Source organism: Pseudomonas sp. S3_G06 (assembly GCF_054667565.1).
Genome location: NZ_CP162738.1, coordinates 5,851,744 through 5,875,372, shown reverse-complemented (window position 1 = coordinate 5,875,372; position 23,629 = coordinate 5,851,744). Strand labels below are relative to the sequence as shown.

Below are 23,629 nucleotides of genomic sequence, written 5' to 3'. Positions count from 1 at the left end.
CTCCTGCACTTTTCTGACCTGCATGCTCCCACGGGACTTGTGCAACGCCAAGTAAAGGGCGCCAAACACATCTGGTAATTCCCGGTTAATCGGCTAAATTAATCTCTTTTTGCGGGAAGGATTCCCAATGTCTTCAGGACGAAAACTGGCCTCTAAAGGAGGCCCGACCTCTACAGGTGGCGTGATACTTGAAGGAAATGAGAACCTCAATATCGAAGGAAGAATAATCGCTTCCATTGGACAACTCGCCAGTTGTCCGGTCTGTGGGCCTGGCAAAGGCCCCATCGTAGCAGTGGGTGAAAGAACGCTGATTTTACCTGCCGGACCAGCTGCGCTAGAGGGTGACTACGTCGCCTGCGGTTGTCCGCCCATGACCAATAAGCTGCTCACTCAGCAACACAGTGGTTTCGCAGGAATTGGCCGGCCCGCTCCAATTGACATGGGGCCACCGATTGCTGCCCTGACCTCTTATCGCTACTTGCAGGTCATCATCGAACGCCTTGATGACACGGAAAAGCCAGGTTGGGCTTACAAAATCAAGGACAAGGCGAAGGTTGCCGTTTTACAAGACAGCACTTGCAACCTCACAGGCGAAGGCTGCGAACACCCGGTAAAAAACGCTTCGGATTACGACACCCTGTTGGTAGGGGAAGATTCCGAATGGACTTTCTATGCCTATGAAGAGCCCCTGACACAGGATTTGTCATGAAATCGGAAATCAAACTCATCTTTAAAGACTTTCTGATGCAGCCACCGCCAGGCGTAAAATTTCAGCTGCTTATCGACGGTCAGGTCGTAGATGACAACATCGTTCAAAACGATGACAGGCCTCGCATTTATTCATTGATATCCAAAAACGGCCAGATCGCTATAACGCTCGCGGGCAAGGAACTACCGTCGATCAAAACCCGAGACACCCACGAAGTGACGGTTCAGATTGTGGGGAACTCCGGTACAAAAAAAGGTATGCACACTGCTACGTTGAATCCAGGGAAGTCTCTTTCGATCGTAGCGATATCACCGTGGGTAAAAGTCCCGCTAACGACCAGCGGCGCTGTCTCGAACGACGCGTTCTACGAAGTCGAATATGGTGTGAAACGTACAAATGAAACCCGAACGGTGAAAGTCGTCATTCAGGACATGCCGCGCAGGATACTGATGGAGGCGCTGTCACACCGGGGATCAACACAGTGGGCAGGGAATAAAAGCAAAAAGTCGCTGCCACACCCTACTCTCAGGCAGAGCGTGGAATTTCCACCAAACACAAATAAATGCAATCTGTTCGTCTACGACGTGCTGACCGCAATTGGGGTCAACGTGGCGTTGATTGAACATGGCAAATCGAAATACCTGCCATATTTCTCCAAGGTTAGTCCTCCGCTTGCGGGTGAATGGGCGAATGGACAACGATTGCTCAATAGCTGGAAAGTCGAGCGCACGCCGTTGCCCGGGGACGTCGGCGCTTACGCAATGAATTATTCCGACGCCAGCGGCCATGTCGGCTTCGTTCTAACGAAGGGCGTATGCATTTCTGCAGGGTGGGAAAAAGTTGAAGTTAACGACGCAGGTTTTCGCCATGCGACCGGTAATGCAAATCCCAGCGACCATGACTTCACTATTTTCCGACGCTATAAACACAGCACGCCACAATGAAACGCCCTTATTCGCTCCTCCTCATAATTCCGTTTTTGCTCATCGTGGCATGGCGCATCTGGTTGCCTGCCGATCTTTCGGCTTGTCCCGCTGACGGGGAAACTGCAGGTCCACTGACCCTTGTTATTCGTGATTACTTTGAGCGCAATAACCGGACCGACTGGCGAGACATGGATGATCGTTTCGACATACTTTCAACCCCCGAAGGCCAGAGCATAGCGAGTCAACCGAATTCACACACTTGCGAAGCATTGCGGGTACTGCAGAGTCCGGCGTTCAGTCAGAGTGAAAAAATCTTCACCATGGCACTTATGTTCAGACTGCCAATCGACCAGTACATGGCCCTGATGGATCGCAGTCATCAACTCTACACGCAGGGCAAAATGGATAAGGAGGTGCTGACTCTGGTGGTATTTCCGCGCGGAACAGCCATCAACTACTGGTGGCTTCCGGCTTGGCGACAGCGTTTCAGTCGCGATGCGCCGAGCGTGCTCGACGCAAATCTGATCAACGATGTTCTTTCGGGACACTATTGGTTCGATTATCCCGGCGCAGGCTTCTGATTCTGCAAGCATGACATCCAATCCCAGCACCGCCCGCGAACTCATCCCGGGCGGTGCTTAGCCATGTCTTGCGCAATCTCAAGCGCACGGGCACACTCTGCGGACTTTCGTTATAAGATTACATAACAAACTTTTCATTTTTCTCGGAGTCCGTCATGCGTCGTTTGCTGCTCGCTTTGCCGTTTGCCCTGTTGCCGCTGGCCGCTGCCCATGCGGTTGATGAGCACGATCACGATCATGAGCACGGCAGCCTCGGCGCTCACGAACATGGCGTGGGCCGGCTGAACGCCGCGCTTGATGGTCAGACCCTGGAGCTGGAGCTGGAAAGCCCGGCGATGAATCTGGTCGGTTTTGAACACGCCGCCACGTCCGATGCCGACAAGGCCAAAGTCGCTGCTGCTCGTGCGCAACTGGAAAAACCATTGGCCCTGTTCAGCCTGCCCGCTGCGGCAGGGTGCAAAGTGGTCAGCCAGGAACTGGAAAGCCCGCTGTTCGGCGACAAGCCGGACGCCGATGATCACGACGAAGATGAAGCGGACAAGGACGGTCACGAGCATCACCACGACCACAGCGAAATCCATGCGCATTACCAGTTCAGCTGCGCCACACCGGGGGCACTGAACACGCTGAACCTGACGAACATCTTCAAGACCTTCCCGGCGACGCAGAAGATTCAGGTACAACTGATCAGCGCCAGCGGCCAGCAAGGTACCGAAGTGACGGCCAAGTCGGCTGCGCTGAAATTCTGAAGCGAATGAAGATCCCCTGTAGGAGCTGCCGAAGGCTGCGATCTTTTGATTGTGCAGATCAAGATCAAAAGATCGCAGCCTTCGGCAGCTCCTACAGGGGTCCGTCTCCAACCATGAAATCGGTGCCATGACCCAAGCACTCATCGAACTTTCCGACCTTGGCTTCAACTGGCCCGGTCACCCGCCGCTGCTGGACATCCCGGCGTTTCGTCTGGAAGCCGGCGAAACCCTGTTTCTCAAAGGCCCCAGCGGCAGCGGCAAGACCACCCTGCTCGGCCTGCTCGGCGGGGTGCAAAAGCCCGGTCGCGGCAGCATTCGCCTGCTCGGCCAGGAGCTGACCGAGCTTTCTGCCGGCAAGCGCGATACGTTTCGTGTCGATCACACCGGCTACATTTTCCAGCAATTCAACCTGCTGCCGTTTCTCTCGGTGCGCGAGAACGTTGAGTTGCCGTGCCATTTCTCGAAACTGCGTGCGCAACGGGCGAAACAGCGCCACGGCAGCGTCGATCAAGCCGCCACCACGTTGCTCGCGCACTTGGGTCTGAAAGACGAAAGCATCCTCAGCCGCCGCGCCGACTCGCTGTCCATCGGCCAGCAACAACGGGTCGCTGCCGCCCGCGCGTTGATCGGCCAACCGGAGCTGGTGATCGCCGACGAACCGACCTCGGCGCTGGATTACGACGCCCGCGAGAGCTTCATTCGTCTGTTGTTTGCCGAGTGCCGCGAGGCCGGATCGAGTCTGTTGTTCGTCAGCCACGACCAGAGCCTGGCGCCGCTGTTCGACCGTCATCTGTCCCTGGCCGAACTCAATCGCGCCGCCACGTCCGCCGAGGTCTGAGATGTATCTGTTTCGTCTGGCCATGGCCAGCCTGGCCAACCGCCGTTTCACCGCATTGCTCACCGCCTTCGCCATCGCACTGTCGGTGTGCCTGCTGCTCGCCGTCGAGCGCGTGCGCACCGAAGCCAAGGCCAGTTTCGCCAGCACCATCAGCGGCACTGACCTGATCGTCGGTGCCCGCTCCGGCTCGGTAAACCTGCTGCTGTATTCGGTGTTCCGCATCGGCAACGCTACCAACAACATCCGTTGGGACAGCTTTGAACACTTCGCCAACAACCCGAAAGTGAAGTGGGCAATCCCCATGTCCCTCGGCGATTCCCATCGCGGCTATCGCGTGATGGGCACCACCGAAGCCTACTTCGAGCACTACCAGTACGGGCGCCAGCAACACCTGGCGCTGGCCGACGGTCGCGCGTTTGCCACCGATCCTTTCGAAGTGGTGCTCGGTGCCGAAGTCGCCGAAGCGCTGCACTACAAGCTCGGCGACAAACTGGTACTGGCCCACGGCGTGGCGGCGATCAGCCTGGTCAAGCATGACGACAAACCCTTCACCGTGGTCGGCATCCTCCAGCGTACCGGCACGCCGGTAGACCGCACGCTGCACATCAGCCTCGGCGGCATGGAGGCAATTCACATTGACTGGCACAACGGTGTGCCGGCGCGCGGCAACGGGCGGATCAGCGCTGATCAGGCGCGCAACATGGACCTGACCCCGCAAGCGATCACCGCGTTCATGCTCGGCCTCAACAGCAAGATTTCCACCTTCGCCTTGCAGCGCGAGATCAACGAGTACCGTGGCGAACCGATGCTGGCGATCCTGCCGGGCGTGGCCTTGCAGGAATTGTGGAGCCTGATGAGCACGGCCGAGAAAGCCTTGTTCGTGGTCTCGCTGTTCGTTGTGCTGACCGGGCTGATCGGCATGCTCACGGCGATTCTCACAAGCCTCAACGAGCGCCGCCGCGAGATGGCGATTCTGCGTTCGGTGGGCGCGCGCCCTTGGCACATCGCGAGTCTGCTGGTGCTGGAAGCCTTTGCGTTGGCGCTGACCGGGGTGATTGCCGGGCTCGCGTTGCTGTACATCGGCATCGCTGCTGCGCAAGGCTACGTGCAGGCCAATTACGGTTTGTACCTGCCACTGGCATGGCCGAGCGAGTATGAATGGACGCTGCTCGGTGGCATTCTGGCGGCCGCGCTGCTGATGGGCAGCGTGCCGGCCTGGCGCGCGTATCGCCAATCATTGGCCGATGGCCTGTCGATCCGTTTATGAGGATGTTCACCATGCCCCGCGCCCTGCTTGCGCTGCTGATGCTGGTCGCCCTGCCCGTGTGGGCGGCGGCGCCGAAAGACCTGACCTGGTCGGAAATGATCCCACCGGACGCCGCGCCGGAAATACCCAACATGACCCCGCTGCACGACCTGTCGAAGATGGGCGACGCACTTTCCGCCGAGTCCGCACCGGCGGCCAAGCAGGACATGCCGAATGCGCCGGTCGTGAAGAGCCTCGACGGGCAGAACATTCGCCTGCCCGGTTACATCGTGCCGCTGGAAGTCAGCGAAGAGGGGCGCACCACCGACTTCTTGCTGGTGCCGTATTTCGGCGCCTGCATCCACGTACCGCCACCGCCGTCGAACCAGATCGTCCATGTGAAAAGCGAACTGGGCGTGAAGCTCGATGAGCTGTATCAGCCGTATTGGGTTGAAGGACCTTTGCAGGTGAAAGCCTCGAGCAGTGAGCTGGCCGATGCCGGGTATCAGATGGAGGCGGAGAAGATTTATGCGTATGAGCTGCCGGAGTAATTCCCGGTAGTTTTGTATTGGCTGGTCTATCGTCTTCGCTAGCAGGCTCGCTCCCACAGGTGATCACATTCCAAGGTGGGAGCGAGCCTGCTCGCGAATAGGCCCTCAAAGGTTCCACAAAACCCCGCCCCTTCACTGTTTCATTGAGCTGAGTCAAAACACCGTATCAGACGGCTTCGTACCCTAGGACATCGAATTTTTATGTCCTTTCGGAGCCCCCATGAACAAGTCCTTGCTCAGCGCCCCGCTGTTTGCCCTCGCGCTCGCAGCCCCGCTCGCCCACGCCCACGAAGCCGGTGACATCCTCGTGCGCGCCGGTGCGATCACCGTCAACCCGAAGGCCGACAGCTCCAGCGTCAAGGTCGATCAGGGTCCGCTGAGCGGCACCAATCTGGGCGGCAAGGCGACCATGAGCAGCGACACCCAACTGGGTCTGAACTTCGCCTACATGCTCACCAACAACATCGGTATCGAGCTGCTGGCAGCCACGCCGTTCGAGCATGACGTCAAGCTCAAGGGCACCGCGTTGCCCGCCGCCAACGGCAAGCTCGGCACGCTGAAGCACCTGCCGCCGACCCTCAGCGTCGTCTACTACCCACTGGATTCGAAATCGGCTTTCCAGCCCTATGTCGGCGGCGGCATCAACTACACCTGGATCTACGACGAACACGTCGGCAGCGAAGCCAGCGCCAACGGTTTCAGCAACTTCAAGGCGAAAAACTCCTGGGGCCTGGCCTGGCAGGTCGGCGCCGACTACATGATCACCGACAACATCATGCTCAACGCCCAAGTGCGCTACATCGATATCGACACCCGTGCGACCGTCGAGAACAACGCCGTCGCGCCGGGCACCCGTGCACGGGTGAATGTGGATGTCGATCCGTTCATCTACATGGTCGGTTTGGGCTATAAGTTCTAAGTCGATTTTTTACTGAACGTTCACGTGGTGGTGAATGAGGCTTGGTGGCGGGCAGGCACAGACCTGACGAAGACCGTACGCAGTCGATCGGGGGACAACGTCCCTCGCCAGAGGGATAGCGATATTCCGGCCGTGAAAAAGGCGCCTTATGAAGGGCGCCTTTTTCATGTCCGAAAGCTTGTTTCATCCGCGCCCGAGCAAGCGCGCCAAGCCCACATTCATCGGCGTCTGCGGCGGCATTTCGAAGCGCTGCAGCAAGCGTCGGTTATCCGCTCGCGAATGGCGGATATCACCCGAACGCGCCGGCCCGTAACTCACGGGCGGCAACTCACCGATTACCGATTTCAACGCTTCGAGCATCTGCTTCAGGCTCATCGCCTGATTCCAGCCAACATTGACCGCGCCTTCCTGCACTTCAGGCATTTCCAGCGCCTGCACCAGCAAGTCGACCAGATCACCGACATAGAGGAAATCGCGAGTCTGCTCGCCATCGCCAAACACGGTGATCGGTAAACCTTTCTGCGCGCGTTCGCTGAAGATGCTGATCACCCCGGAATACGGCGAGGACGGATCCTGGCGAGGGCCGAAGATGTTGAAGAAGCGGAAAATCGCCGGTTCCAGGCCATGCTGGCGACGGTAGAAATCGAAGTACTGCTCACCGGCCAGTTTGTCCGAGGCATAGGGTGTCAGCGGTGCTTTTGGCGTGTCTTCATCAATCGACTCGCCCTCGCCATTGTTGCCGTACACCGCCGCGCTGGAGGCATACACCACACGCTTGACCCCGGCCAGGCGCATGGCTTCGCAGACATTCAGGGTACCGATGAAATTGCTCTGGTGAGTTTTCACCGGATCGTCCACCGAGGCCTGCACCGAGGCCACGGCTGCCAGATGCGCGACAGCGTTGCAACCTTGCATGGTGCGGGCGACCAAAGCGGCATCAGCGACATCGCCGACCACCAGTTCAACCTTGGGATTGTCCAGCGGCAGGTTGCTGCGCTTGCCGGTCGACAGGTCGTCGAGCACGCGTACCGCATAGCCCTTGGCGAGCAAGGCGTCGGTCAGGTGCGAGCCGATGAATCCCGCTCCGCCAGTGATTAGAACCGTTCCTTCAGCCATGTCGATAGAACCTGTCCAGTAGACCCGGGAGCGCGGCACGCCAGGCGCGCGGCTTGATCCCGAAAGTGTGGAGAATTTTCTTGCAGGCCAGCACCGCGTGTTGCGGTTCTTCGGCGGCGTCCGGGCGCGCGGCGTGGGCCTGCGCGGTCGGTGCTTCGATCGCCAGCGGATGCAGGCTGCGTGCTTCGGTGAGAATCGCCTGGCCCAGCGCCAGCGGTGTGGTCGCTTCGTGGCCGGCGTAATGGTAAGTGCCCCACAGCGGCGCGGCGCAGTCGAGTTGCTTGAGCACGGAGATGATCACTCGCGCGGCGTCATCGACCGGAGTCGGATTGCCGCGACGATCATCGGCCAGCAACAACTCTTCGGGTTGTTCCGCACGGGCGAGGAAGCGTCCGAGGGTGCCGTCCGGACTGTCGTCGAGCAGCCAGCCGAAACGCAGCAGCACATGTTGCGGGCAGGTCGCGCGCACACTTTGCTCGATGCGCCACAAGGCCTGACCGCGCAGGCCCAGCGGCACCGGTTCGTCTTTCTCGCTGTAGGCCGTGGCCCGCGAGCCGTCGAACACGCGATAGCTCGACGGCTGCACGAGGACAATGTTGTGGTGCTGGCACAGTTCGGCCAGACGCTCGATGGCGCGTTCCTGGCCGCTCATGCGGCTTTCGCTGACGCTCTCGGCCTGGAACCAGTCGAAATAGTAGGCGAGGTTGATCAACGCATCGGGACGGGTGTCGTCGAGCAGTTGGGTGAGGCTCGCGGCATCCCAGCCGTTTTCGGGCGGGCGGGGGGCGAGGAAACCGATGTCTTCTTCCGCACCGAGGCGAATCAGCGCCTGCCCAAGGGCATTTCCGCCGCCCAGTAACATAAGGCGCATTCGCATAGAGTCAGCAGGCCCAGTCTGATTGGAACGATGGCTTTGGCGACGGTTCTCGTGGAACCGTCGTCGATAATTGCCGGAATCGTTGCATTTTGCGGGTTTAGTGCGCAACCGTCATCCGTAAAGTGTAGATCCGCGAATTTGCGGCGTCCTGACCGGCCCCTTCGCGAGCAGGCTCGCTCCCACAGGGGACCGGGTTCCAAGGTGGGAGCGAGCCTGCTCGCGAAGGCGTCCGAACGGTACTTGCATCTTCCCGCCCCGCCCGCATAACTTAAGTCATGAATCTGCCCCTCCCCGCCAACAGTGCGCTGGCCGGTTTTCACCCCGCCGTCAGCGCCTGGTTCAACAAGACTTTCCCGGCGGTCACCACCGCTCAGGCCCGTGCGTGGCCGTTGATCCGCCAGCGCCGCTCGACGCTGATTGCCGCGCCCACCGGCTCGGGAAAGACTCTGACCGCGTTTCTCGCCGTGCTCGATGAGCTTGTCCATCGCGGTCTGGAACACCCCGATGGTTTGCCCGCCGAAACCCTGGTGGTCTATGTCTCGCCGCTGAAGGCACTGTCCAACGACATTCAGATCAATCTGCAGAATCCGCTCGCCGGCATCACTGCGCAATTGCGCGAAATGGGCCTGCCGGAGCTGACCATCACCACCGCCGTACGCACCGGCGACACGCCGCAAAAAGACCGCGCCGCGATGCGCAAGAGCGCGCCGCATATTCTGGTGACCACCCCGGAATCGCTGTACGTGCTGCTTGGCTCGGAATCCGGACGCAAGATGCTCGGCACCACGCGCACGGTGATCATTGACGAGATCCACGCGATGGCCGCTGGCAAGCGCGGCAGTCATCTGTCCTTGAGCCTCGAGCGTTTGCAAGCACTCTGCGCCGAACCGCTGACCCGCATCGGCCTGTCCGCGACGCAGAAACCGGTAGAAGCCGTGGCGCAGTTTCTGGTCGGTCACGATCGCCCCTGCGAAATCGTCGATATCGGCCACGCCCGCCCTCGGGATCTGGGCATCGAAGTGCCGCCGGTACCGTTGTCGGCGGTGATGGCCAATGATGTCTGGGAACTGGTGTATGAGCGCCTCGCCGAACTCGCCCGCGAGCACCGCACCACGCTGATTTTCGTCAACACCCGACGCCTTGCCGAGCGCCTCAGCCGCCATTTGAGCGAGCGCCTCGGCAAGCAGGCGGTGGCGGCGCACCACGGCAGTCTCGCCAAGGAGTTTCGCCTCGATGCGGAACAACGGCTCAAGCGCGGCGAGCTGCAAGTGCTGATCGCCACCGCGTCGCTGGAACTGGGCATCGATATCGGTGAAGTCGACCTGGTCTGCCAGATCAGTTCGCCGCGTTCGATTGCTGCGTTTCTGCAACGGGTCGGTCGCTCCGGACATCAGGTCGGCGGCACGCCCAAGGGTCGTTTGTTCGCCACCACCCGCGACGACCTGATCGAGTGCGCCGCCCTGCTCGACTGCGTGCGCCGGGGCGAGCTGGATACGCTGCACATTCCGGAAAAGCCGCTGGACGTGCTGGCGCAGCAGATCATTGCCGAGGTCAGTTGCCAGGAATGGTCGGAGGACGCATTGCTGGCGATGTTCCGCCGAGCCTGGCCGTATCGCGACCTCGATGAAAAACACTATCAGGCCCTGCTGAGCATGCTCGCCGAGGGTTACAACGGCCGCCAAGGCATCCGCAGCGCCTACCTGCACCGCGACGCCGTCAGTCGCACCTTGCGTGGCCGGCGGGGCGCGCAACTGACCGCCGTGACCAGCGGCGGCACGATTCCGGACAACGCCGACTACAGCGTGCTGCTCGAACCCCAGGGCTTGAACATCGGCAGCGTCAACGAAGACTTCGCCGTGGAAAGTATCGCCGGCGACGTGTTCCAGCTCGGCAATACCTCGTACCGCATCCTGCGGGTGGAAAGCGGCAAAGTGCGCGTCGAGGATGCGCAGGGGATGCCGCCGACCATTCCGTTCTGGCTCGGCGAAGCGCCGGGGCGCAGTGATGAACTGTCGGCGGCCGTCGCGCGCCTGCAAGCGCAGTTGGATGAATTGCTCAGCGCCAGCCCCGGGAATCTGCAACCGGCGCTCGACTGGCTGACCACCATACTCGGCCTCAACTTCGCCAGCGCCGAGCAATTGGTCGAATATCTGGCGCGCGCACGGCAAACCCTCGGCGCCCTGCCCTCGCAGGACACGCTGGTGATGGAGCGGTTTTTCGACGAGTCCGGTGGCACCCAACTGATCATTCACACGCCGTTCGGCAGCCGCATCAACCGCGCCTGGGGCCTGGCCCTGCGAAAGCGTTTCTGTCGCACCTTCAACTTCGAATTGCAGGCCGCCGCCAGCGAAGACGCGATCGTGCTGTCGCTGTCCACCAGTCACAGCTTCGAGCTCGACGAAGTCTGGCGTTACCTGCACAGCAACAGCGCTGAACACACGCTCATTCAAGCGGTGCTTGATGCGCCGTTGTTCGGCGTGCGCTGGCGCTGGAATGCCGGGGTGGCGCTGGCGTTGCCGCGCTTCACCGGCGGGCGCAAAGTCGCTCCGCAACTGCAACGGATGAAGAGCGAAGACCTCATCGCCAGCGTCTTCCCCGACCAGATCGCCTGCCTGGAAAACCTCGCCGGCGAGCGCGAAGTCCCCGAGCATCCGTTGGTGGAACAGACCCTCGACGATTGCCTGCACGAAGCGATGGACAGCGAAGGCTGGCTGACCCTGCTGCGGCGCATAGAGCGTGGCGAGGTGCGCTTGATCGCCCGTGATCTGCCTGCGCCGTCACCGCTGGCGGCAGAAATTCTCAGCGCCCGGCCGTACACGTTTCTCGACGACGCGCCGCTGGAGGAACGCCGCACGCAAGCGGTGATCAATCGACGCTGGAGCGATCCGCAGTCGACCGATGATCTCGGCGCGCTGGACGCCGATGCGATCACCGCAGTGCGCGAAGAAGCCTGGCCGTCGCCCAATTCCAGGGATGAAATGCACGAAGCGCTGATGAGCCTCGCCTGCATCAGCGACACCGAAGCGCGCGCCAACGCGGGCTGGCCGGACTGGCTGCAAACGCTGATGGCCAGCGGCCGCGCCTGCCTGTTGCAGATCGACGCCGAGCATCAGTTATGGCTGGCCCGCGAACGCCTGAGTTGTCTGCAGGCACTTTATCCACAGGCCACGTTGCTGACCGAGGCGGTGGCGCTGCCCGGATTCGACGACACGTGGGCATTCGATGAGGCGCTGGTCGAAGTGATCCGCGCCCGCCTCGGCGCGTTCGGGCCAACCCCGTTGCCGGCCATCGCCGAGCCGCTCGCCCTGCCAGCCGCGCAAGTCAATCAGGCCCTCGCGCAACTGGAACGCGAAGGCTATGTGTTGCGCGGCCAGTTCACGCCGAACAGCGGGATTGAAGAATGGTGCGAACGCCATCTGCTGGCGCGCATCCATCGCTACACAGTCAAGCGCCTGCGCCGGGAAATCGAACCGGTGGCATTGCAGGACTTCATGCGTTTTCTGTTCGACTGGCAGCATCTGACGCCGGCCACCCAAGGTCAGGGCAGTGCGGTGCTGCCGGCGATTGTCGGCCAGTTCGAAGGCTACCCGGCGGCAGCTTCGGCGTGGGACAGCGACATCCTGCCGGCGCGCCTCAAGGACTACTCGCCGAGCTGGCTGGACGACCTGTGCCGCAACGGCAAACTGGTGTGGACGCGCATCAATGCGCGGCAGAAGGTCAGCGGCTCGGCATTGCGCAGTACACCGATTGTGCTGCTGCCGCGTAGCCAGGTGGGTTTGTGGAGTGCGTTGGCTGAACAGACGCCGGTGAGTGAGTTATCGCCGAAAACGCAGAAAGTCTTCGAGGCGCTGAGTCAGCATGGCGCGCTGTTTTTCGATGAGTTGATTCATGAAGCGCGCCTGCTGCGCAGCGAACTGGAAATCGCCCTGCAGGAACTGGTCGCTGCAGGTTTGGTGAACGCCGACAGCTTCGCCGGCTTGCGTGCGCTAATCACTCCTGCAAGCAAGCGCCAGCAGCGCAGCAGTCGACGCGGACGCGGGGCGTTTATCGGCGGCATGGACGATGCCGGGCGCTGGGCATTACTGCGCCGGGGTTCGTCAGCCGATGCCGCCGAGACACTCGAACACGTCGCCATGACCCTGCTGCGCCGCTACGGCGTGGTGTTCTGGCGTCTGCTGGAACGCGAAGCGGACTGGTTGCCGAGCTGGCGGGAATTGCTGCGCACCTTTCATCGTCTGGAGGCGCGGGGCGAGATTCGTGGCGGGCGGTTTGTCAGTGGTCTGGCTGGCGAGCAATTTGCCTTGCCCGAAGCCATTCCCTTGCTGCGCGAAGTCCGTCGACGCCCGCAGGACGGCAGCCTGGTGGCGGTGTGCGGGGTTGATCCATTGAATCTCGCCGGGACGTTGTTGCCCGGGGTGAAAGTGCCGGCGCTGGTGAGCAATCGGCTGGTGTATCGCGATGGGATTCCAGTGGCCGCTATGGTTGCGGGCAAGCCGCAGGTTTGGGTAGAGCTGGATCCGATAGCCATGGGACAACTGCATGCCAAGCTGATCCGGCATTGAGAGTGTTCGCACCGGCGTCTTCGCGAGCAGGCTCGCTCCCACAGTTCAATCCCGTTTCCCCTGTGGGAGCGAGCCTGCTCGCGAATGCGGCCCTGCACCCCAAAATCATGCTTCAGGTCCGCGACTCCTGCGGCACTTCACCCGCAACCACCGCCCCCTCCTCCTGCCGCTTCGGCAACAGAACCTGCTGTGGATAAGTCTGCGCAAAATGCACATTCGGTGTGTTATCCACAAGCTTCTTCAAGCGCTGGTTGAACGCGCGGCTCACCGCGTATTGACCACCGGACACCGTGCGGAATTGCGCCGTCAACACCACGCCGTTCAAGTCCATTTTGTCCACGCCAAACACATCCAGCGGCCCTTGCAGGTTGTACTTGAGGAACGGGTCTTCGCGGATCGAATCGCCGGCCTCGCGGATCAGCTCGATGGCTCTGTCGACATCGGTGTCGTAGGTGAACTGCACCGAGAAAAATGCGAAGGCGAACTGGCGTGATTGGTTGGTCACAGCCTTGATCTGGCCGAACGGCACCGAGTGCACAAAACCCTTGCCGTCACGCAGGCGCAAGGTGCGAATGGTCAGGCCTTCCACGGTGCCGGCGTGGCCGGAATCAAGCACCACCCAGTCGCCGATCGACAGGGTGTCTTCGATGATGATGAACAACCCGGTGATGACGTCTTGCACCAGTTGCTGCGAACCGAAACCGATGGCCAGACCGACCACGCCGGCACCGGCCAGTAGCGGCGCGACGTTGATGCCGAGGTTGGCCATGGTGGTAATCGCGCAGATCACCACGAGGATGATTTTGATCGCATTGCGCAACAGCGGCAGGATGGTTTTCACCCGTGTGCTCGGCTGGCGTGCCGCGCGTTTGCTCAGCGGCGGTTTCAGCGCTTCCTGAATCGCCGTGTCGAGCACCACCCACAGCAGCCACGTCACCAGGAAGATCAGGCCAATGCTGCTCAAGGCATTGCTGATCGCCCGGCCGACCGTGCTGCTCTGGGCGAAATCGAGCAACGACACGCCCCAGATCCGCCCGAGAATATCGATGAACACAATCGCCATGACGATCCGCAGCAACGCATGCAACAGGCTGAGAAAACGTTCCTTGTAGGCACTGCTGCGCTGGATCGCCTCGGCTTTGCGCGACTTGAACAGGTGCTGCAACACCGTGCTGAGAAACACCGTGGCGATCAGCAGCACGGTGGTGAACAAAGCACAGCGCAGGGCTTTCTGATTGTCCTCGCCAATGCCGATCAGGCTGACTGCCGAGACCAGCACCATCAGCACGATCGGCCAGTACCACAGCCCGGAAAATATCCGCAGCGACTCCTGCAGCGACGGTTGTTTCAAACGCTGAGCGAGCGGGCGATTGCGGATCAGATGTGCCACCGGGCGGCGCAGGCGAATCACCAGCAAACCGAAGATGACCGAGGCGATCAGCCCGGTGAACACGGCGATACTGCTGGTGATATTGCCGCCCAATTGCCGGGCGATCTGCGGGCTGGTCAGGGCATCACTGAGGGCGGCGAGAAAGCCGATCAGGAACAGTGGGCGCGGGCAGTATTCACGGATGATTCGCGCGGCGGCGCGCTTGTGGCCGACATTGAACATCACCACCACGCACAACAACATCGACGTGGAAAAGATGCCGCTGCTGGTGGCATAGGCCAGACACAGCGCCAGCGCACGGCCCACCGAAGCTTGCAGAAAATGGCTGACATACAGCGTCAGCGGCAGGCAGATCAGCGCCGGCACGGTGTACGGCAGCACATAGCCCAAGAGATCCTGACTGCGCTGGCGGGTGCGCAACCAACGGCCTTCACGCAGACGCTTGGCCAGCAAACTGCCGAGCACGGTGAGCAGGGCGAAACTGCCCAGCCAGACTCCCGACAGCGTGAGGAAATCCCCCGCCACGCTCCAGCCCGAGCGGTTTGACGGTTGCTTGACCAGCCGATCGACCTCATCCGCCGCGCGGTCGGCGCGCAGCCGCCAGGCATCGACCAGGTGTTCGTTGAGATCGAGTTTGTCCTGGACATCGTCGATGCTCGTACTGATCGCCCCGAGCAGACCGCCCTGCACCAGCGGTTCCGGTTCGGCAGGTTTTTCCGCCGTATCGGCGGCAGCCGGAACGCCCGGCAGCGCGACGGCTTGCGATGTGTTGACGCCGAAGCACAGCAGCGCTCCCAGCAAAATGGCGATCCTGAAATGGCGCAAACTCCGATCTCCCGTGGCTGACCCTGGTAAGGAACTGATCGGTAATTGCGCGGCAAGTTCAAGAGCCACCTCACCCCAGCCCTCTCCCCCAGGAGAGGGAGCCGACCGAGTTGCATGACCAAAATCACCAACTGCACGTCTTGAGTCGAACTCAAGTCCTGAAGACCATGAAGATCTGCTCCCTTCACAGTCGTACGCGATTTCAGGAGGCATGAAGATCTGCTCCCTTCCCCCTCGCCCCCTTGGGGGAGAGGGTTGGGGTGAGGGGGTAAGCTCTTGATCTTCGCTTCACCCGCGACCGTCCGTAACACCACCGAAACTTTCCCGCCCCCGCCGCAGTCATCACAGAACATCGGCAACACGAGGACTTTCTACGGGAGGATGGGATGGCGACGATTCACATCGGTATTTCAGGCTGGCGCTACGCCCCGTGGCGCGGGGATTTCTACCCGAAGGGACTGGCGCAGAAGCGCGAATTGCAGTTCGCCTCCCGCGCGGTCAACAGCATTGAAATCAACGGATCGTTCTACGCCCTGCAACGCCCCGAACGTTACGCCCAGTGGTACGCCGAAACCCCTGATGACTTCGTCTTCAGCGTCAAGGCGCCGCGCTTCATCACCCACGTGCGCCGCTTGCGCGAAATCGAAAAACCGCTGGCGAATTTCTTTGCCTCGGGCGTGCTGGAGCTGAAGGAAAAACTCGGGCCGATCCTCTGGCAGTTTCCGCCAAACTTCAAATTCGACGCCGAGCGCTTCGACCAGTTTCTCGCGCAACTGCCCCACGACACCCAAGCCGCAGCCGCCCTCGCCCGCCAGCACGATTCCCATCTGCCCGGCCACGCCAGCGTCAAAGCCTGGCGCAAAAAGCCGCTGCGCCATGCTGTGGAAATCCGTCACGAGAGCTTTATCGACCCTGAGTTCGTGCGCCTGCTCAAGCGCCACAACACCGCACTTGTCGTCGCCGATACCGCCGGCAAATGGCCGTACCGCGAAGACCTCACCAGCGACTTCGTCTATCTGCGCCTGCACGGCGCCGAAGAACTCTACGCCAGCGGTTATTCCGAACAAGCGCTCAAGCGCTGGGCCGAGCGCATCGACGCCTGGCACCACGGTAAACAGCCAGAGAACGCCCACCTGATAGCGCCACGCCTGAAGCCCCGCGCGCGCAAATCCCGCGAAGTGTTCTGCTACTTCGACAACGACATCAAAGTCCGCGCGCCCTACGACGCACGCAACCTGTTGCAGCGCTTCGACCTCGATAAAGACCTCGCCACGACTCCCGGGCAAGTTGCCGCAGAAGGAGTTCTGTCATGAGCATTCCCGAACCGGTCGGTTTTACCGACGAAGGCTCCGTGGTTGCGCCCTCGGTGCGCACCTTCACCGTACTGACCGTCAACACCCACAAGGGCTTCACCGCACTGAACCGGCGTTTCATTCTGCCGGAGCTGCGTGAAGCGGTGCGCAGTGTCGCCGCCGACGTGGTGTTTCTGCAGGAAGTCCACGGCACGCACGAGCAGCATCCGAAACGCTACGACAACTGGCCGACGATGCCGCAATACGAATTTCTCGCCGACAGCCTCTGGCCGCAATTCGCCTACGGGCGCAACGCGGTGTATCCGGCGGGCGATCACGGCAATGCGCTGCTGTCGAAATTCCAGATCATCCGCCACGACAACCTCGATGTGTCGATCAGCGGCCATGAGAACCGCGGCCTGTTGCATTGCGTGCTGCGCCTGCCTGGCGACGGCACCGAAGTGCACGCGATCTGCGTGCATCTGGGCCTGCGCGAGAGCCACCGCAACGCGCAACTGGATCTGCTGATGCAACGTCTCGCCGAATTGCCCGCCGATGCCCCGGTGATCGTCGCTGGAGATTTCAATGACTGGCGCCAGCGTGCCGATGCGCAGCTCAAGCCCTCTGGCCTGCGCGAAGTGTTCGCCGAGCAGTACGGCAAGCCGGCGCGCAGTTTTCCCGCGCGGCTGCCAGCGCTACGACTCGACCGCATCTACGTACGCAACCTCAAGGCCAGCCGGCCAAAAGTATTGACCAACCGGCCCTGGTCACACCTTTCCGACCACGCACCGTTATCGGTGGAGATTGAACTATGAACAGTGCGCCACTGGAAAAATCTGCCGTCGACCCGGTCCCGCTGAACCCGCCGGTGCGCGAGCCCGGCCACGTTGACGTCGAGTATCAATGGCACAGCAACAACCGCGTAGAGCTGCTGGAGAACGGCGAGGAATATTTCCCCCGCGTGTTCGAAGCGATGCGCGCAGCCAAGAGCGAGATTCTGCTGGAGACCTTCATCGTTTTCGAAGACAAGGTCGGCGCCGAGTTGCAGCAAATCCTCATCGAAGCCGCCCAGCGCGGCGTGCGCACCACGGTCAGCCTCGACGGCTTCGGCTGTGGCGAGCTGAGCACCAGCTATCTGTCGGCCTTGAGCGATGCCGGCGTGCACCTGCAGATCTTCGATCCGGCGCCCAAGCACCTCGGCATTCGCACCAACTGGTTCCGCCGCTTGCACCGCAAGATCGTGGTGGTCGATGGTTTGATCGCGTTCATTGGCGGGATCAATTTTTCCGGCGATCACCTGGCCGATTTCGGCCCTGAAGCCAAGCAGGATTACTCGGTGGAGATCCAGGGCCCGGTGGTCGCCGATATCCATCACTTCGCCCTGCTGCAAAGCGGTCGCCCCGGGCGCGCGCGGTTCTGGTGGCAGCGCCGGCGCCAGCGTCTGGAGGAAATGGCCTTCACCGACCACGACGGCCAGGTGCGCCTGGTGTTCCGCGATAACGATCAACACAACACCGATATCGAAGACGTGTATTTGCAGGTGCTGCGCAAGGCCAAGCGCCGGGTGATCATCGCCAACGCCTACTTCTTTCCCGGCTACCGTTTGCTGCGCGAAATCCGCAACGCCGCCCGCCGTGGCGTCGAGGTGCGGCTGATCCTGCAGGGCCAGCCGGACATGCTCGTAGCCAAACTGGCGGCGCGCATGACCTACGATTATCTGCTGCGTGCCGGCGTGCAGATCCACGAATACTGCCAGCGCCCGCTGCACGGCAAGGTCGCGCTGGTCGATGATGACTGGAGCACCGTGGGCTCGAGCAATCTCGACCCGCTGAGCCTGTCGCTGAATCTGGAAGCCAACGTGCTGATCCGCGACCGCGCATTCAATCAGCACCTGTACGAACGCCTCGAAGACCTCAGCCAGAACCACTGCAAGGCCATGGACGCCAAACTGTTGCCGCGTGGGCGCATCTGGCACATGACCGTGGGCTTTCTGGTGTTCCACTTCCTGCGGCACTTCCCGGCCATGGCCGGTTGGCTGCCGGCGCATAAACCGCGTCTGAAGCCTTTCCGAGGTGCGCGTCCATGAGTCATTCCGAAGTGCACTCCGATAGCCATTCGGCACAAGCGGCGCCGTCAAAATGGAGCCGCTGGAAACGCCCGCTGACCATCCTGTTTTTCCTCGCGCTGATCGTCCTGCTGACGATGTTCGCCACCCGCATCGAATGGACCGAGGTGTTGGAAACCCTTGCCGATTTCAAGGTGCGCACGCTGATCATCGCCGCCAGCCTGACCCTGCTGAGTTTTCTGGTGTACGCCAGTTTCGACCTGATCGGCCGCACCTACATTCGTCAGGACCTGACCTGGAAGCAGATCCTGCCGGTGGGCATCATCAGCTACGCCTTCAACCTCAATCTCAGCGCCTGGGTCGGCGGCATCGCCATGCGCTATCGCCTGTATTCGCGGCTGGGCGTAAGCAAAGGCAACATTGCCAAGATTCTCGGCCTGAGCCTGGCGACCAACTGGTTCGGCTACATGACCATCGCCGGCGTAGTGTTCAGCAGCGGTCTGGTGACGATGCCGCCGGGCTGGAAGCTCAGCAGTTCGGCCTTGCAACTGGTCGGTGTGTTATTGCTGCTGGTCAGCGCCGGTTATCTGGCGGCGTGTCAGTTTTCCAAGCGCCGCGAGTGGTCGATACGCGGCGTGGAAATCAATTTGCCGTCGCTGCGCATGGCGGTGCTGCAGTTGCTTTTGGGCGCGTTGAACTGGTCGCTGATGGCGGCGGTGATCTTCACTCTGCTGCCAAGCAAACTGGATTATCCGCTGGTGCTCGGCGTGCTGTTGATCAGCGCGATTGCCGGGGTGATCACGCACATTCCGGCGGGGCTGGGTGTGCTGGAAGCTGTGTTTGTGGCCCTGCTGCAGCACGAGGCATCGCGCGGCAGTCTGGTCGCGGGATTGCTGGCGTATCGGGCGATCTATTTTCTGCTGCCGCTGTTGATTACGGTGGTGATGTATCTGGTGGTGGAAGCCAAGGCCAAGGCGTTGCGCATCGAGAAGAAACCTTCCTGACCATGCATTGCTGCTGATGGCCCTTTCGCGAGCAGGCTCGCTTCCACAAACTGTGGGAGCGAGCCTGCTCGCGAAGGGGCCGGTACACGCGACAGATCATCTGGATTGGATAATGCTCAACCGCTCCCCCACCACCATCTCGGTAATCCAGTCCACCAGAATCGAGGTGTAGGCCTGCTGCGACACCGGGTCACTCAACGCGTGATCCGCGCCATCGATGATCCGGTGGGTCAACGAGTGAGTCTGCTGACAGGCGGCGCGGTAACTCATGATCGTCGCGTGGGGCACGAAATCGTCGGTTTCCGATTCCACCAACAGCACGTCACCCGTGAATTGCGAGCAGGCATGCAGGGCGCGATTGCTGTCGGCGCGCACCAGCGTGCCGCGATAATCGCGCAGGTCGGCCTTGTCCAGATCGCGTTTGGGCGTGTGCCATTGCTCGTCGCGGTAAAGCGCCGGCACGCGCAGCGCCAGCCAGCGCACCGGGCGCAATGAGGTCAGGATCGAGGCCAGATAGCCGCCATAACTGGTGCCGACCACGGCGATCGCCGAAGTGTCGAGGGCCGGGTGCGCCAGCAAGCGATCGTAGGCCGCCAGCAAATCACGCAGATTGTCTTCACGGGTCACCCGGGTCAGCGGGATTCCGGTGCCGCCGGTGTGCCCGCGCAGGTCGAAAGTCAGGCATACGCAACCCAGGCCGGCGATGCCTTTGGCCCGTTCCAGATCACGTTCCTGACTGCCGCCCCAACCGTGCACAAACAACACCCCCGGGACCTTCGATTTGGGACTGAGAAAGGTCCCACTCATCTGTTCGTCATCAATGTCGATTTGAATGCTTTCGCTTCTAGCCGTCATAGGATTGGACCGTCACATATTTGAGAAGAAATGCGCTGTTTTCCGCCGGTCCGCGATAGACCTCGATGGCGTCCGCCGGCAGCGCCTGATCGGTATAGGTTTCCACCGACGACACGCGAATCGCGCGCATCTGTGGATCGTTGACGAAGCTTTGCAGCGCCGCCACTTCGGCGCTGCTGGCACCGCCCATGCGCCAGGATTGTTCGAGCACGCCGCTGCGCGGGTTGCCGCTGGCGTCGAGGCCTTGGGCGATATCGTAATTGCGCCGCGAGGCGAAGAAGCGCGGGTAGGCTTCGTTGGCGGCACTGTCGAAGACCTGCGCCTGCTCGATGGCCAGACGCACATCATCAGGCAGATCCAGCACGAGCAATTGGTCATAGCCCCCTTGCACCACCAGCAGAGTCGAACCGCCGTAGACCTCTTCGCCCTGGCCGTCCTCGGTCAAGTATTGATCACCACAGTAGCTCAACACTTTGCCGCCGATGAACGACTGGCCGACGCTGTGGGTGACGACGTTGCTCAAGTCCTGCTCCAGCACTACGCCGTCCCTGAACAGGCTTTGCGACTCGGGCCGCACGAGGATCTCATCGAACGCGTCGAGGCTTTTGATCACTTCCTGACCGCGCCCGGCGCAAGCGTGAATCGGCTTCAAGCGAATCGGCCCGGCGTACAGCAAATGTTCGGCGGCGGGCCGTGCATCTTCCAGGGCGAATACGCTGAGACCGTCGAGCACAACGTTGCGCACCCGTTCCGAAAACAGCGGCGACCAGCCCTGCGGCGCCTGCGCCAGATGACTGCGCAAACCGTGGCTGATGGCTTTGGTGCAGATGAAATCGTATTCGACGTAACCGCCCCACAAGTCATCGGGGCCGTTGATGCCAAGTGCTTGCGCGTGGGCCGCGCCGACGATGGTTTGTGTCGGCAGCAGATAGAGGTCGCGGCCCGAATGTTTGGCCGGGTCGTAACTGCCGCCGAACTTGCAACCGAGAATCTGCGCCAACCAGCGCGCCAGAGCCTTGTTGGTCTCGACTTCATGTTGCGGCGCCTCGGCACGCACCGAATGGGCCACGACAATTTTTTTGCTGGGTGTCGGGGTCATGCGTTCCCCTTTTATCAGTCGATGGGTTCTCAAAGGAAATTGCAGAGATCAGGCCAATCAACGATCCCCCCGAACCGCCCGATAATCGGGAGTTTGCCGTGACTGTGCTGGCATCACGCCTGTTTCAAACTGCACGACAGCGGGCAAAACTCCGGCAAATTGCACGATCTCTCATCCTCGCCGCGATCATTGTGGGAGCGAGCCTGCTCGCGAAAGCGTAGTGTCAGCCGACTACAATTCTGTGGATCCAGCGCCTTCGCGAGCAGGCTCGCTCCCACATTAGTTCATCGTCGCTCTGGGAGCGGGGTTCACACCAAACCGCCCCCGGTACTCACTCGGCCCCAACCCGGTAATCTTCTTGAAAATCGCGCGAAACGCGCCCGGATCCTGATAGCCCACCGTCCAGGCAATGTGGTCGATCGTGCCATTGGTGAACTCGAGCATTTCTCGCGCTTTGCCAACCCGCAGGTGCTGGCAATACTCGGTCGGTTTCAAGCCTGTAGCGGCGCGGAATCGGCGCAGGAAAGTGCGTTCTTCAAGGCCCGCGCGCTCGGCCATCGCGTTCAGCGAAACATCCGTCGCCCCGGTGCTTTGCAGCCAGTGCTGAACCTTGAGAATCGACGCGTCGCCATGGCTGAGGATCGGCGCGAAATTGCTCCCGCATTCACTGGCGCTGTCGCTGTGTTCCATCACCAGAAAACGCGCGGTCGCGGTGGCGATGCTCGGGCCGAGCAAGCGATCGACCAGGCGAAGTCCCAGTTCCGACCAGGCCATCAGCCCCGCCGTGGTGATCAGGTCACCGTCGTCGACAATCGGCGTGTCGGCCTTCAGTTTGATCTTCGGGTAACGCTCGGCAAACGCCTGGGCCGAGGTCCAGTGGGTGGTGGCACTGCGACCGTCGAGCAAGCCGCTTTCAGCGAGCATCAACGAGCCCACACAAACACCACCAAGGGTTGCGCCGCGCGCATGCTGATCGCGCAGCCATTGCGCGAGACTCGCGGTCATCTGCGCCGCATCGAACCCGCCAAGGGACGGCGGAATCAGCACGGCGAGCAAAGCGTCCTCACCGCCCGGATGACTGTCATAGACCCGCGCCGGCAACTGCTCGCCCTCGACCTGCCAGTGAGTGACCCGCAGCACGGGCAATTGCACAGCCTGATACTCGGCAGCGATGCGGTTGGCCACGGCGAACAGATCGGTCAGACCGTGCACCGCCGCCAGTTGCGCGCCGGGGTAAATCAGCACGCCCAGTTCAGCGGTGGCGGCTCTTTGTGCAGCCATTGTCAGTTTTCCCCCGTCTATTGTCGGTGCGGCCAATCCTCGAATCCTCGGCCAGTGTCAATACTGAGGCCACACCCAATCACCGTCTCGAGGACAATCCCATGGCCAAGCAAGCGCTCATCGTAGTCGATATCCAGAACGACTACTTCCCCCAAGGCAAGTGGCCGCTGGTCGGCGCCGACGCCGCTGCCGATAACGCCGCACGGCTGATCGCAGCCTTTCGCGAAACGGGCGATCCGGTGGTCCACATTCGGCATGAATTCACCTCCGAAGACGCGCCGTTTTTCACTCCCGGCTCCGAAGGCGCGAAACTGCATCCGAAAGTGCTCAACCGCGCCGACGAGCCGGTGGTGCTCAAGCACTTCGTCAACTCGTTCCGTGAAACCGAACTGAAAGCGGTGCTCGACGAACACGGCATCACCGACTTGGTGGTGGTCGGCAGCATGAGCCATATGTGCGTCGATGGCATCACCCGCGCGGCGGCGGACATGGGGTATGCGGTCACGGTGGTTCACGATGCCTGCGCCAGCCGTGATCTGGAATTCAACGGCCTGACGGTGCCGGCCGCCCACGTGCACGCAGCATTCATGGCGGCGCTGGGTTTCGCCTATGCCAGCGTGGTATCGACTGAGCAGTTCCTGGGCAGCAACGCCTAGCAACAACTGCGCAATCCCCTGGCCCGCCCCGTTGCGGGCCTTTTTGCGTCTGTCATGAAAATCTCACGCGTGAGTCATTGATGGCACT

At 61.3% G+C, this 23,629-nt stretch carries 20 protein-coding genes; 14 read left to right on the top strand and 6 right to left on the bottom strand.

What is annotated here, in order from left to right:
• Positions 1-127: 127 nt before the first annotated feature.
• The 8 genes from AB4N47_RS26300 to AB4N47_RS26265 all read left to right on the top strand — a co-directional run bounded on the left by AB4N47_RS26300 (position 128) and on the right by AB4N47_RS26265 (position 6,519).
• Positions 128-709: a PAAR domain-containing protein gene (locus tag AB4N47_RS26300; RefSeq protein ID WP_225914395.1), complete on the top strand. Its 582-nt coding sequence runs from the start codon at positions 128-130 to the stop codon at positions 707-709.
• Positions 706-1,653: a CHAP domain-containing protein gene (locus AB4N47_RS26295; protein ID WP_056790741.1), complete on the top strand. Its 948-nt coding sequence runs from the start codon at positions 706-708 to the stop codon at positions 1,651-1,653. The genes AB4N47_RS26300 and AB4N47_RS26295 overlap by 4 nt, the downstream gene beginning before the upstream one ends.
• On the top strand, positions 1,650-2,216 hold the full coding sequence (locus AB4N47_RS26290; protein WP_038860944.1) for a hypothetical protein: 567 nt from the start codon (positions 1,650-1,652) through the stop codon (positions 2,214-2,216). The genes AB4N47_RS26295 and AB4N47_RS26290 overlap by 4 nt, the downstream gene beginning before the upstream one ends.
• 155 nt (positions 2,217-2,371) lie before the next feature.
• Positions 2,372-2,965, top strand: a complete 594-nt coding sequence (locus AB4N47_RS26285; protein ID WP_281875824.1) for a DUF2796 domain-containing protein — start codon at positions 2,372-2,374, stop codon at positions 2,963-2,965.
• Between the two features lie 127 nt (positions 2,966-3,092).
• Entirely contained in the window at positions 3,093-3,803 is a 711-nt protein-coding gene (locus tag AB4N47_RS26280; protein ID WP_341639276.1) for an ABC transporter ATP-binding protein, read from the top strand.
• Position 3,804: 1 nt separating this feature from the next.
• A complete protein-coding gene (locus tag AB4N47_RS26275; protein ID WP_071173729.1) occupies positions 3,805-5,070 on the top strand; it encodes an ABC transporter permease in 1,266 nt (421 codons plus the stop codon).
• Positions 5,071-5,081: 11 nt separating this feature from the next.
• Positions 5,082-5,600 (top strand): DUF3299 domain-containing protein, encoded by a 519-nt coding sequence (locus AB4N47_RS26270; RefSeq protein ID WP_341639277.1) that lies wholly within the window; start codon positions 5,082-5,084, stop codon positions 5,598-5,600.
• Between the two features lie 220 nt (positions 5,601-5,820).
• Entirely contained in the window at positions 5,821-6,519 is a 699-nt protein-coding gene (locus tag AB4N47_RS26265) for an OmpW/AlkL family protein (protein WP_024014503.1), read from the top strand.
• 183 nt (positions 6,520-6,702) lie between these two features.
• Here AB4N47_RS26265 and AB4N47_RS26260 read toward each other — a convergent pair whose 3' ends face one another.
• Positions 6,703-7,635, bottom strand: a complete 933-nt coding sequence (locus AB4N47_RS26260; protein ID WP_341639278.1) for an NAD-dependent epimerase/dehydratase family protein — start codon at positions 7,633-7,635, stop codon at positions 6,703-6,705.
• Positions 7,628-8,512, bottom strand: coding sequence for a sugar nucleotide-binding protein (locus tag AB4N47_RS26255; protein ID WP_038860943.1), 885 nt, complete (start codon positions 8,510-8,512; stop codon positions 7,628-7,630). Before AB4N47_RS26255 ends, AB4N47_RS26260 begins: the two co-directional genes overlap by 8 nt.
• A gap of 275 nt (positions 8,513-8,787) precedes the next feature.
• Between AB4N47_RS26255 and AB4N47_RS26250 the strand changes: the two genes are divergently transcribed.
• Positions 8,788-13,074, top strand: coding sequence for a DEAD/DEAH box helicase (locus tag AB4N47_RS26250; RefSeq protein ID WP_460154381.1), 4,287 nt, complete (start codon positions 8,788-8,790; stop codon positions 13,072-13,074).
• A gap of 112 nt (positions 13,075-13,186) precedes the next feature.
• Here AB4N47_RS26250 and AB4N47_RS26245 read toward each other — a convergent pair whose 3' ends face one another.
• On the bottom strand, positions 13,187-15,289 hold the full coding sequence (locus AB4N47_RS26245; protein WP_341639280.1) for a mechanosensitive ion channel family protein: 2,103 nt from the start codon (positions 15,287-15,289) through the stop codon (positions 13,187-13,189).
• A gap of 386 nt (positions 15,290-15,675) precedes the next feature.
• On the opposite strand from AB4N47_RS26245, the gene AB4N47_RS26240 reads away from it, so the two are divergent.
• The 4 genes from AB4N47_RS26240 to AB4N47_RS26225 are packed head-to-tail and all read left to right on the top strand — an operon-like array spanning position 15,676 to position 19,650.
• Positions 15,676-16,602 (top strand): DUF72 domain-containing protein, encoded by a 927-nt coding sequence (locus AB4N47_RS26240; protein ID WP_341639281.1) that lies wholly within the window; start codon positions 15,676-15,678, stop codon positions 16,600-16,602.
• Positions 16,599-17,396 carry an endonuclease/exonuclease/phosphatase family protein gene (locus AB4N47_RS26235; protein ID WP_341639282.1) on the top strand — a complete coding sequence of 266 codons (798 nt, stop codon included), beginning with the start codon at positions 16,599-16,601 and terminating at the stop codon, positions 17,394-17,396. Before AB4N47_RS26240 ends, AB4N47_RS26235 begins: the two co-directional genes overlap by 4 nt.
• Positions 17,393-18,667 (top strand): cardiolipin synthase ClsB, encoded by a 1,275-nt coding sequence (gene clsB / locus AB4N47_RS26230; RefSeq protein WP_341639283.1) that lies wholly within the window; start codon positions 17,393-17,395, stop codon positions 18,665-18,667. The genes AB4N47_RS26235 and clsB overlap by 4 nt, the downstream gene beginning before the upstream one ends.
• Positions 18,664-19,650, top strand: coding sequence for a lysylphosphatidylglycerol synthase domain-containing protein (locus tag AB4N47_RS26225; protein ID WP_341639284.1), 987 nt, complete (start codon positions 18,664-18,666; stop codon positions 19,648-19,650). The genes clsB and AB4N47_RS26225 overlap by 4 nt, the downstream gene beginning before the upstream one ends.
• Positions 19,651-19,746: 96 nt before the next feature.
• Here the strand turns inward: AB4N47_RS26225 and AB4N47_RS26220 are convergent, their stop codons facing one another.
• The 3 genes from AB4N47_RS26220 to AB4N47_RS26210 form a co-directional block, all read right to left on the bottom strand.
• Positions 19,747-20,505 (bottom strand): alpha/beta hydrolase family protein, encoded by a 759-nt coding sequence (locus AB4N47_RS26220; RefSeq protein WP_016772959.1) that lies wholly within the window; start codon positions 20,503-20,505, stop codon positions 19,747-19,749.
• The gene (locus AB4N47_RS26215; RefSeq protein ID WP_341639285.1) at positions 20,495-21,604 is read right to left on the bottom strand and encodes a DUF3182 family protein; all 1,110 of its coding nucleotides are present in this window, start codon (positions 21,602-21,604) and stop codon (positions 20,495-20,497) included. Before AB4N47_RS26215 ends, AB4N47_RS26220 begins: the two co-directional genes overlap by 11 nt.
• Before the next feature lie 279 nt (positions 21,605-21,883).
• Complete coding sequence (locus AB4N47_RS26210) at positions 21,884-22,885, bottom strand: GlxA family transcriptional regulator (RefSeq protein WP_341639286.1); 1,002 nt, start codon at positions 22,883-22,885, stop codon at positions 21,884-21,886.
• A gap of 101 nt (positions 22,886-22,986) precedes the next feature.
• Here AB4N47_RS26210 and AB4N47_RS26205 point away from each other — a divergent pair, with 101 nt between their 5' ends.
• A complete protein-coding gene (locus AB4N47_RS26205; RefSeq protein ID WP_341639287.1) occupies positions 22,987-23,541 on the top strand; it encodes a cysteine hydrolase family protein in 555 nt (184 codons plus the stop codon).
• The last annotated feature ends 88 nt before the right edge of the window (positions 23,542-23,629 follow it).

Coding starts and splice junctions, on each gene's coding strand:
- AB4N47_RS26270 (WP_341639277.1), top strand. CDS start 5,082: ATGCCCCGCGCCCTGCTTGCGCTGCTGATGCTGGTCGCCCTGCCCGTG.
- clsB (WP_341639283.1), top strand. CDS start 17,393: ATGAACAGTGCGCCACTGGAAAAATCTGCCGTCGACCCGGTCCCGCTG.
- AB4N47_RS26235 (WP_341639282.1), top strand. CDS start 16,599: ATGAGCATTCCCGAACCGGTCGGTTTTACCGACGAAGGCTCCGTGGTT.
- AB4N47_RS26220 (WP_016772959.1), bottom strand. CDS start 20,505: ATGACGGCTAGAAGCGAAAGCATTCAAATCGACATTGATGACGAACAG.
- AB4N47_RS26295 (WP_056790741.1), top strand. CDS start 706: ATGAAATCGGAAATCAAACTCATCTTTAAAGACTTTCTGATGCAGCCA.
- AB4N47_RS26275 (WP_071173729.1), top strand. CDS start 3,805: ATGTATCTGTTTCGTCTGGCCATGGCCAGCCTGGCCAACCGCCGTTTC.
- AB4N47_RS26260 (WP_341639278.1), bottom strand. CDS start 7,635: ATGGCTGAAGGAACGGTTCTAATCACTGGCGGAGCGGGATTCATCGGC.
- AB4N47_RS26255 (WP_038860943.1), bottom strand. CDS start 8,512: ATGCGAATGCGCCTTATGTTACTGGGCGGCGGAAATGCCCTTGGGCAG.
- AB4N47_RS26215 (WP_341639285.1), bottom strand. CDS start 21,604: ATGACCCCGACACCCAGCAAAAAAATTGTCGTGGCCCATTCGGTGCGT.
- AB4N47_RS26225 (WP_341639284.1), top strand. CDS start 18,664: ATGAGTCATTCCGAAGTGCACTCCGATAGCCATTCGGCACAAGCGGCG.
- AB4N47_RS26250 (WP_460154381.1), top strand. CDS start 8,788: ATGAATCTGCCCCTCCCCGCCAACAGTGCGCTGGCCGGTTTTCACCCC.
- AB4N47_RS26240 (WP_341639281.1), top strand. CDS start 15,676: ATGGCGACGATTCACATCGGTATTTCAGGCTGGCGCTACGCCCCGTGG.
- AB4N47_RS26265 (WP_024014503.1), top strand. CDS start 5,821: ATGAACAAGTCCTTGCTCAGCGCCCCGCTGTTTGCCCTCGCGCTCGCA.
- AB4N47_RS26290 (WP_038860944.1), top strand. CDS start 1,650: ATGAAACGCCCTTATTCGCTCCTCCTCATAATTCCGTTTTTGCTCATC.
- AB4N47_RS26300 (WP_225914395.1), top strand. CDS start 128: ATGTCTTCAGGACGAAAACTGGCCTCTAAAGGAGGCCCGACCTCTACA.
- AB4N47_RS26280 (WP_341639276.1), top strand. CDS start 3,093: ATGACCCAAGCACTCATCGAACTTTCCGACCTTGGCTTCAACTGGCCC.
- AB4N47_RS26285 (WP_281875824.1), top strand. CDS start 2,372: ATGCGTCGTTTGCTGCTCGCTTTGCCGTTTGCCCTGTTGCCGCTGGCC.
- AB4N47_RS26205 (WP_341639287.1), top strand. CDS start 22,987: ATGGCCAAGCAAGCGCTCATCGTAGTCGATATCCAGAACGACTACTTC.
- AB4N47_RS26210 (WP_341639286.1), bottom strand. CDS start 22,885: ATGGCTGCACAAAGAGCCGCCACCGCTGAACTGGGCGTGCTGATTTAC.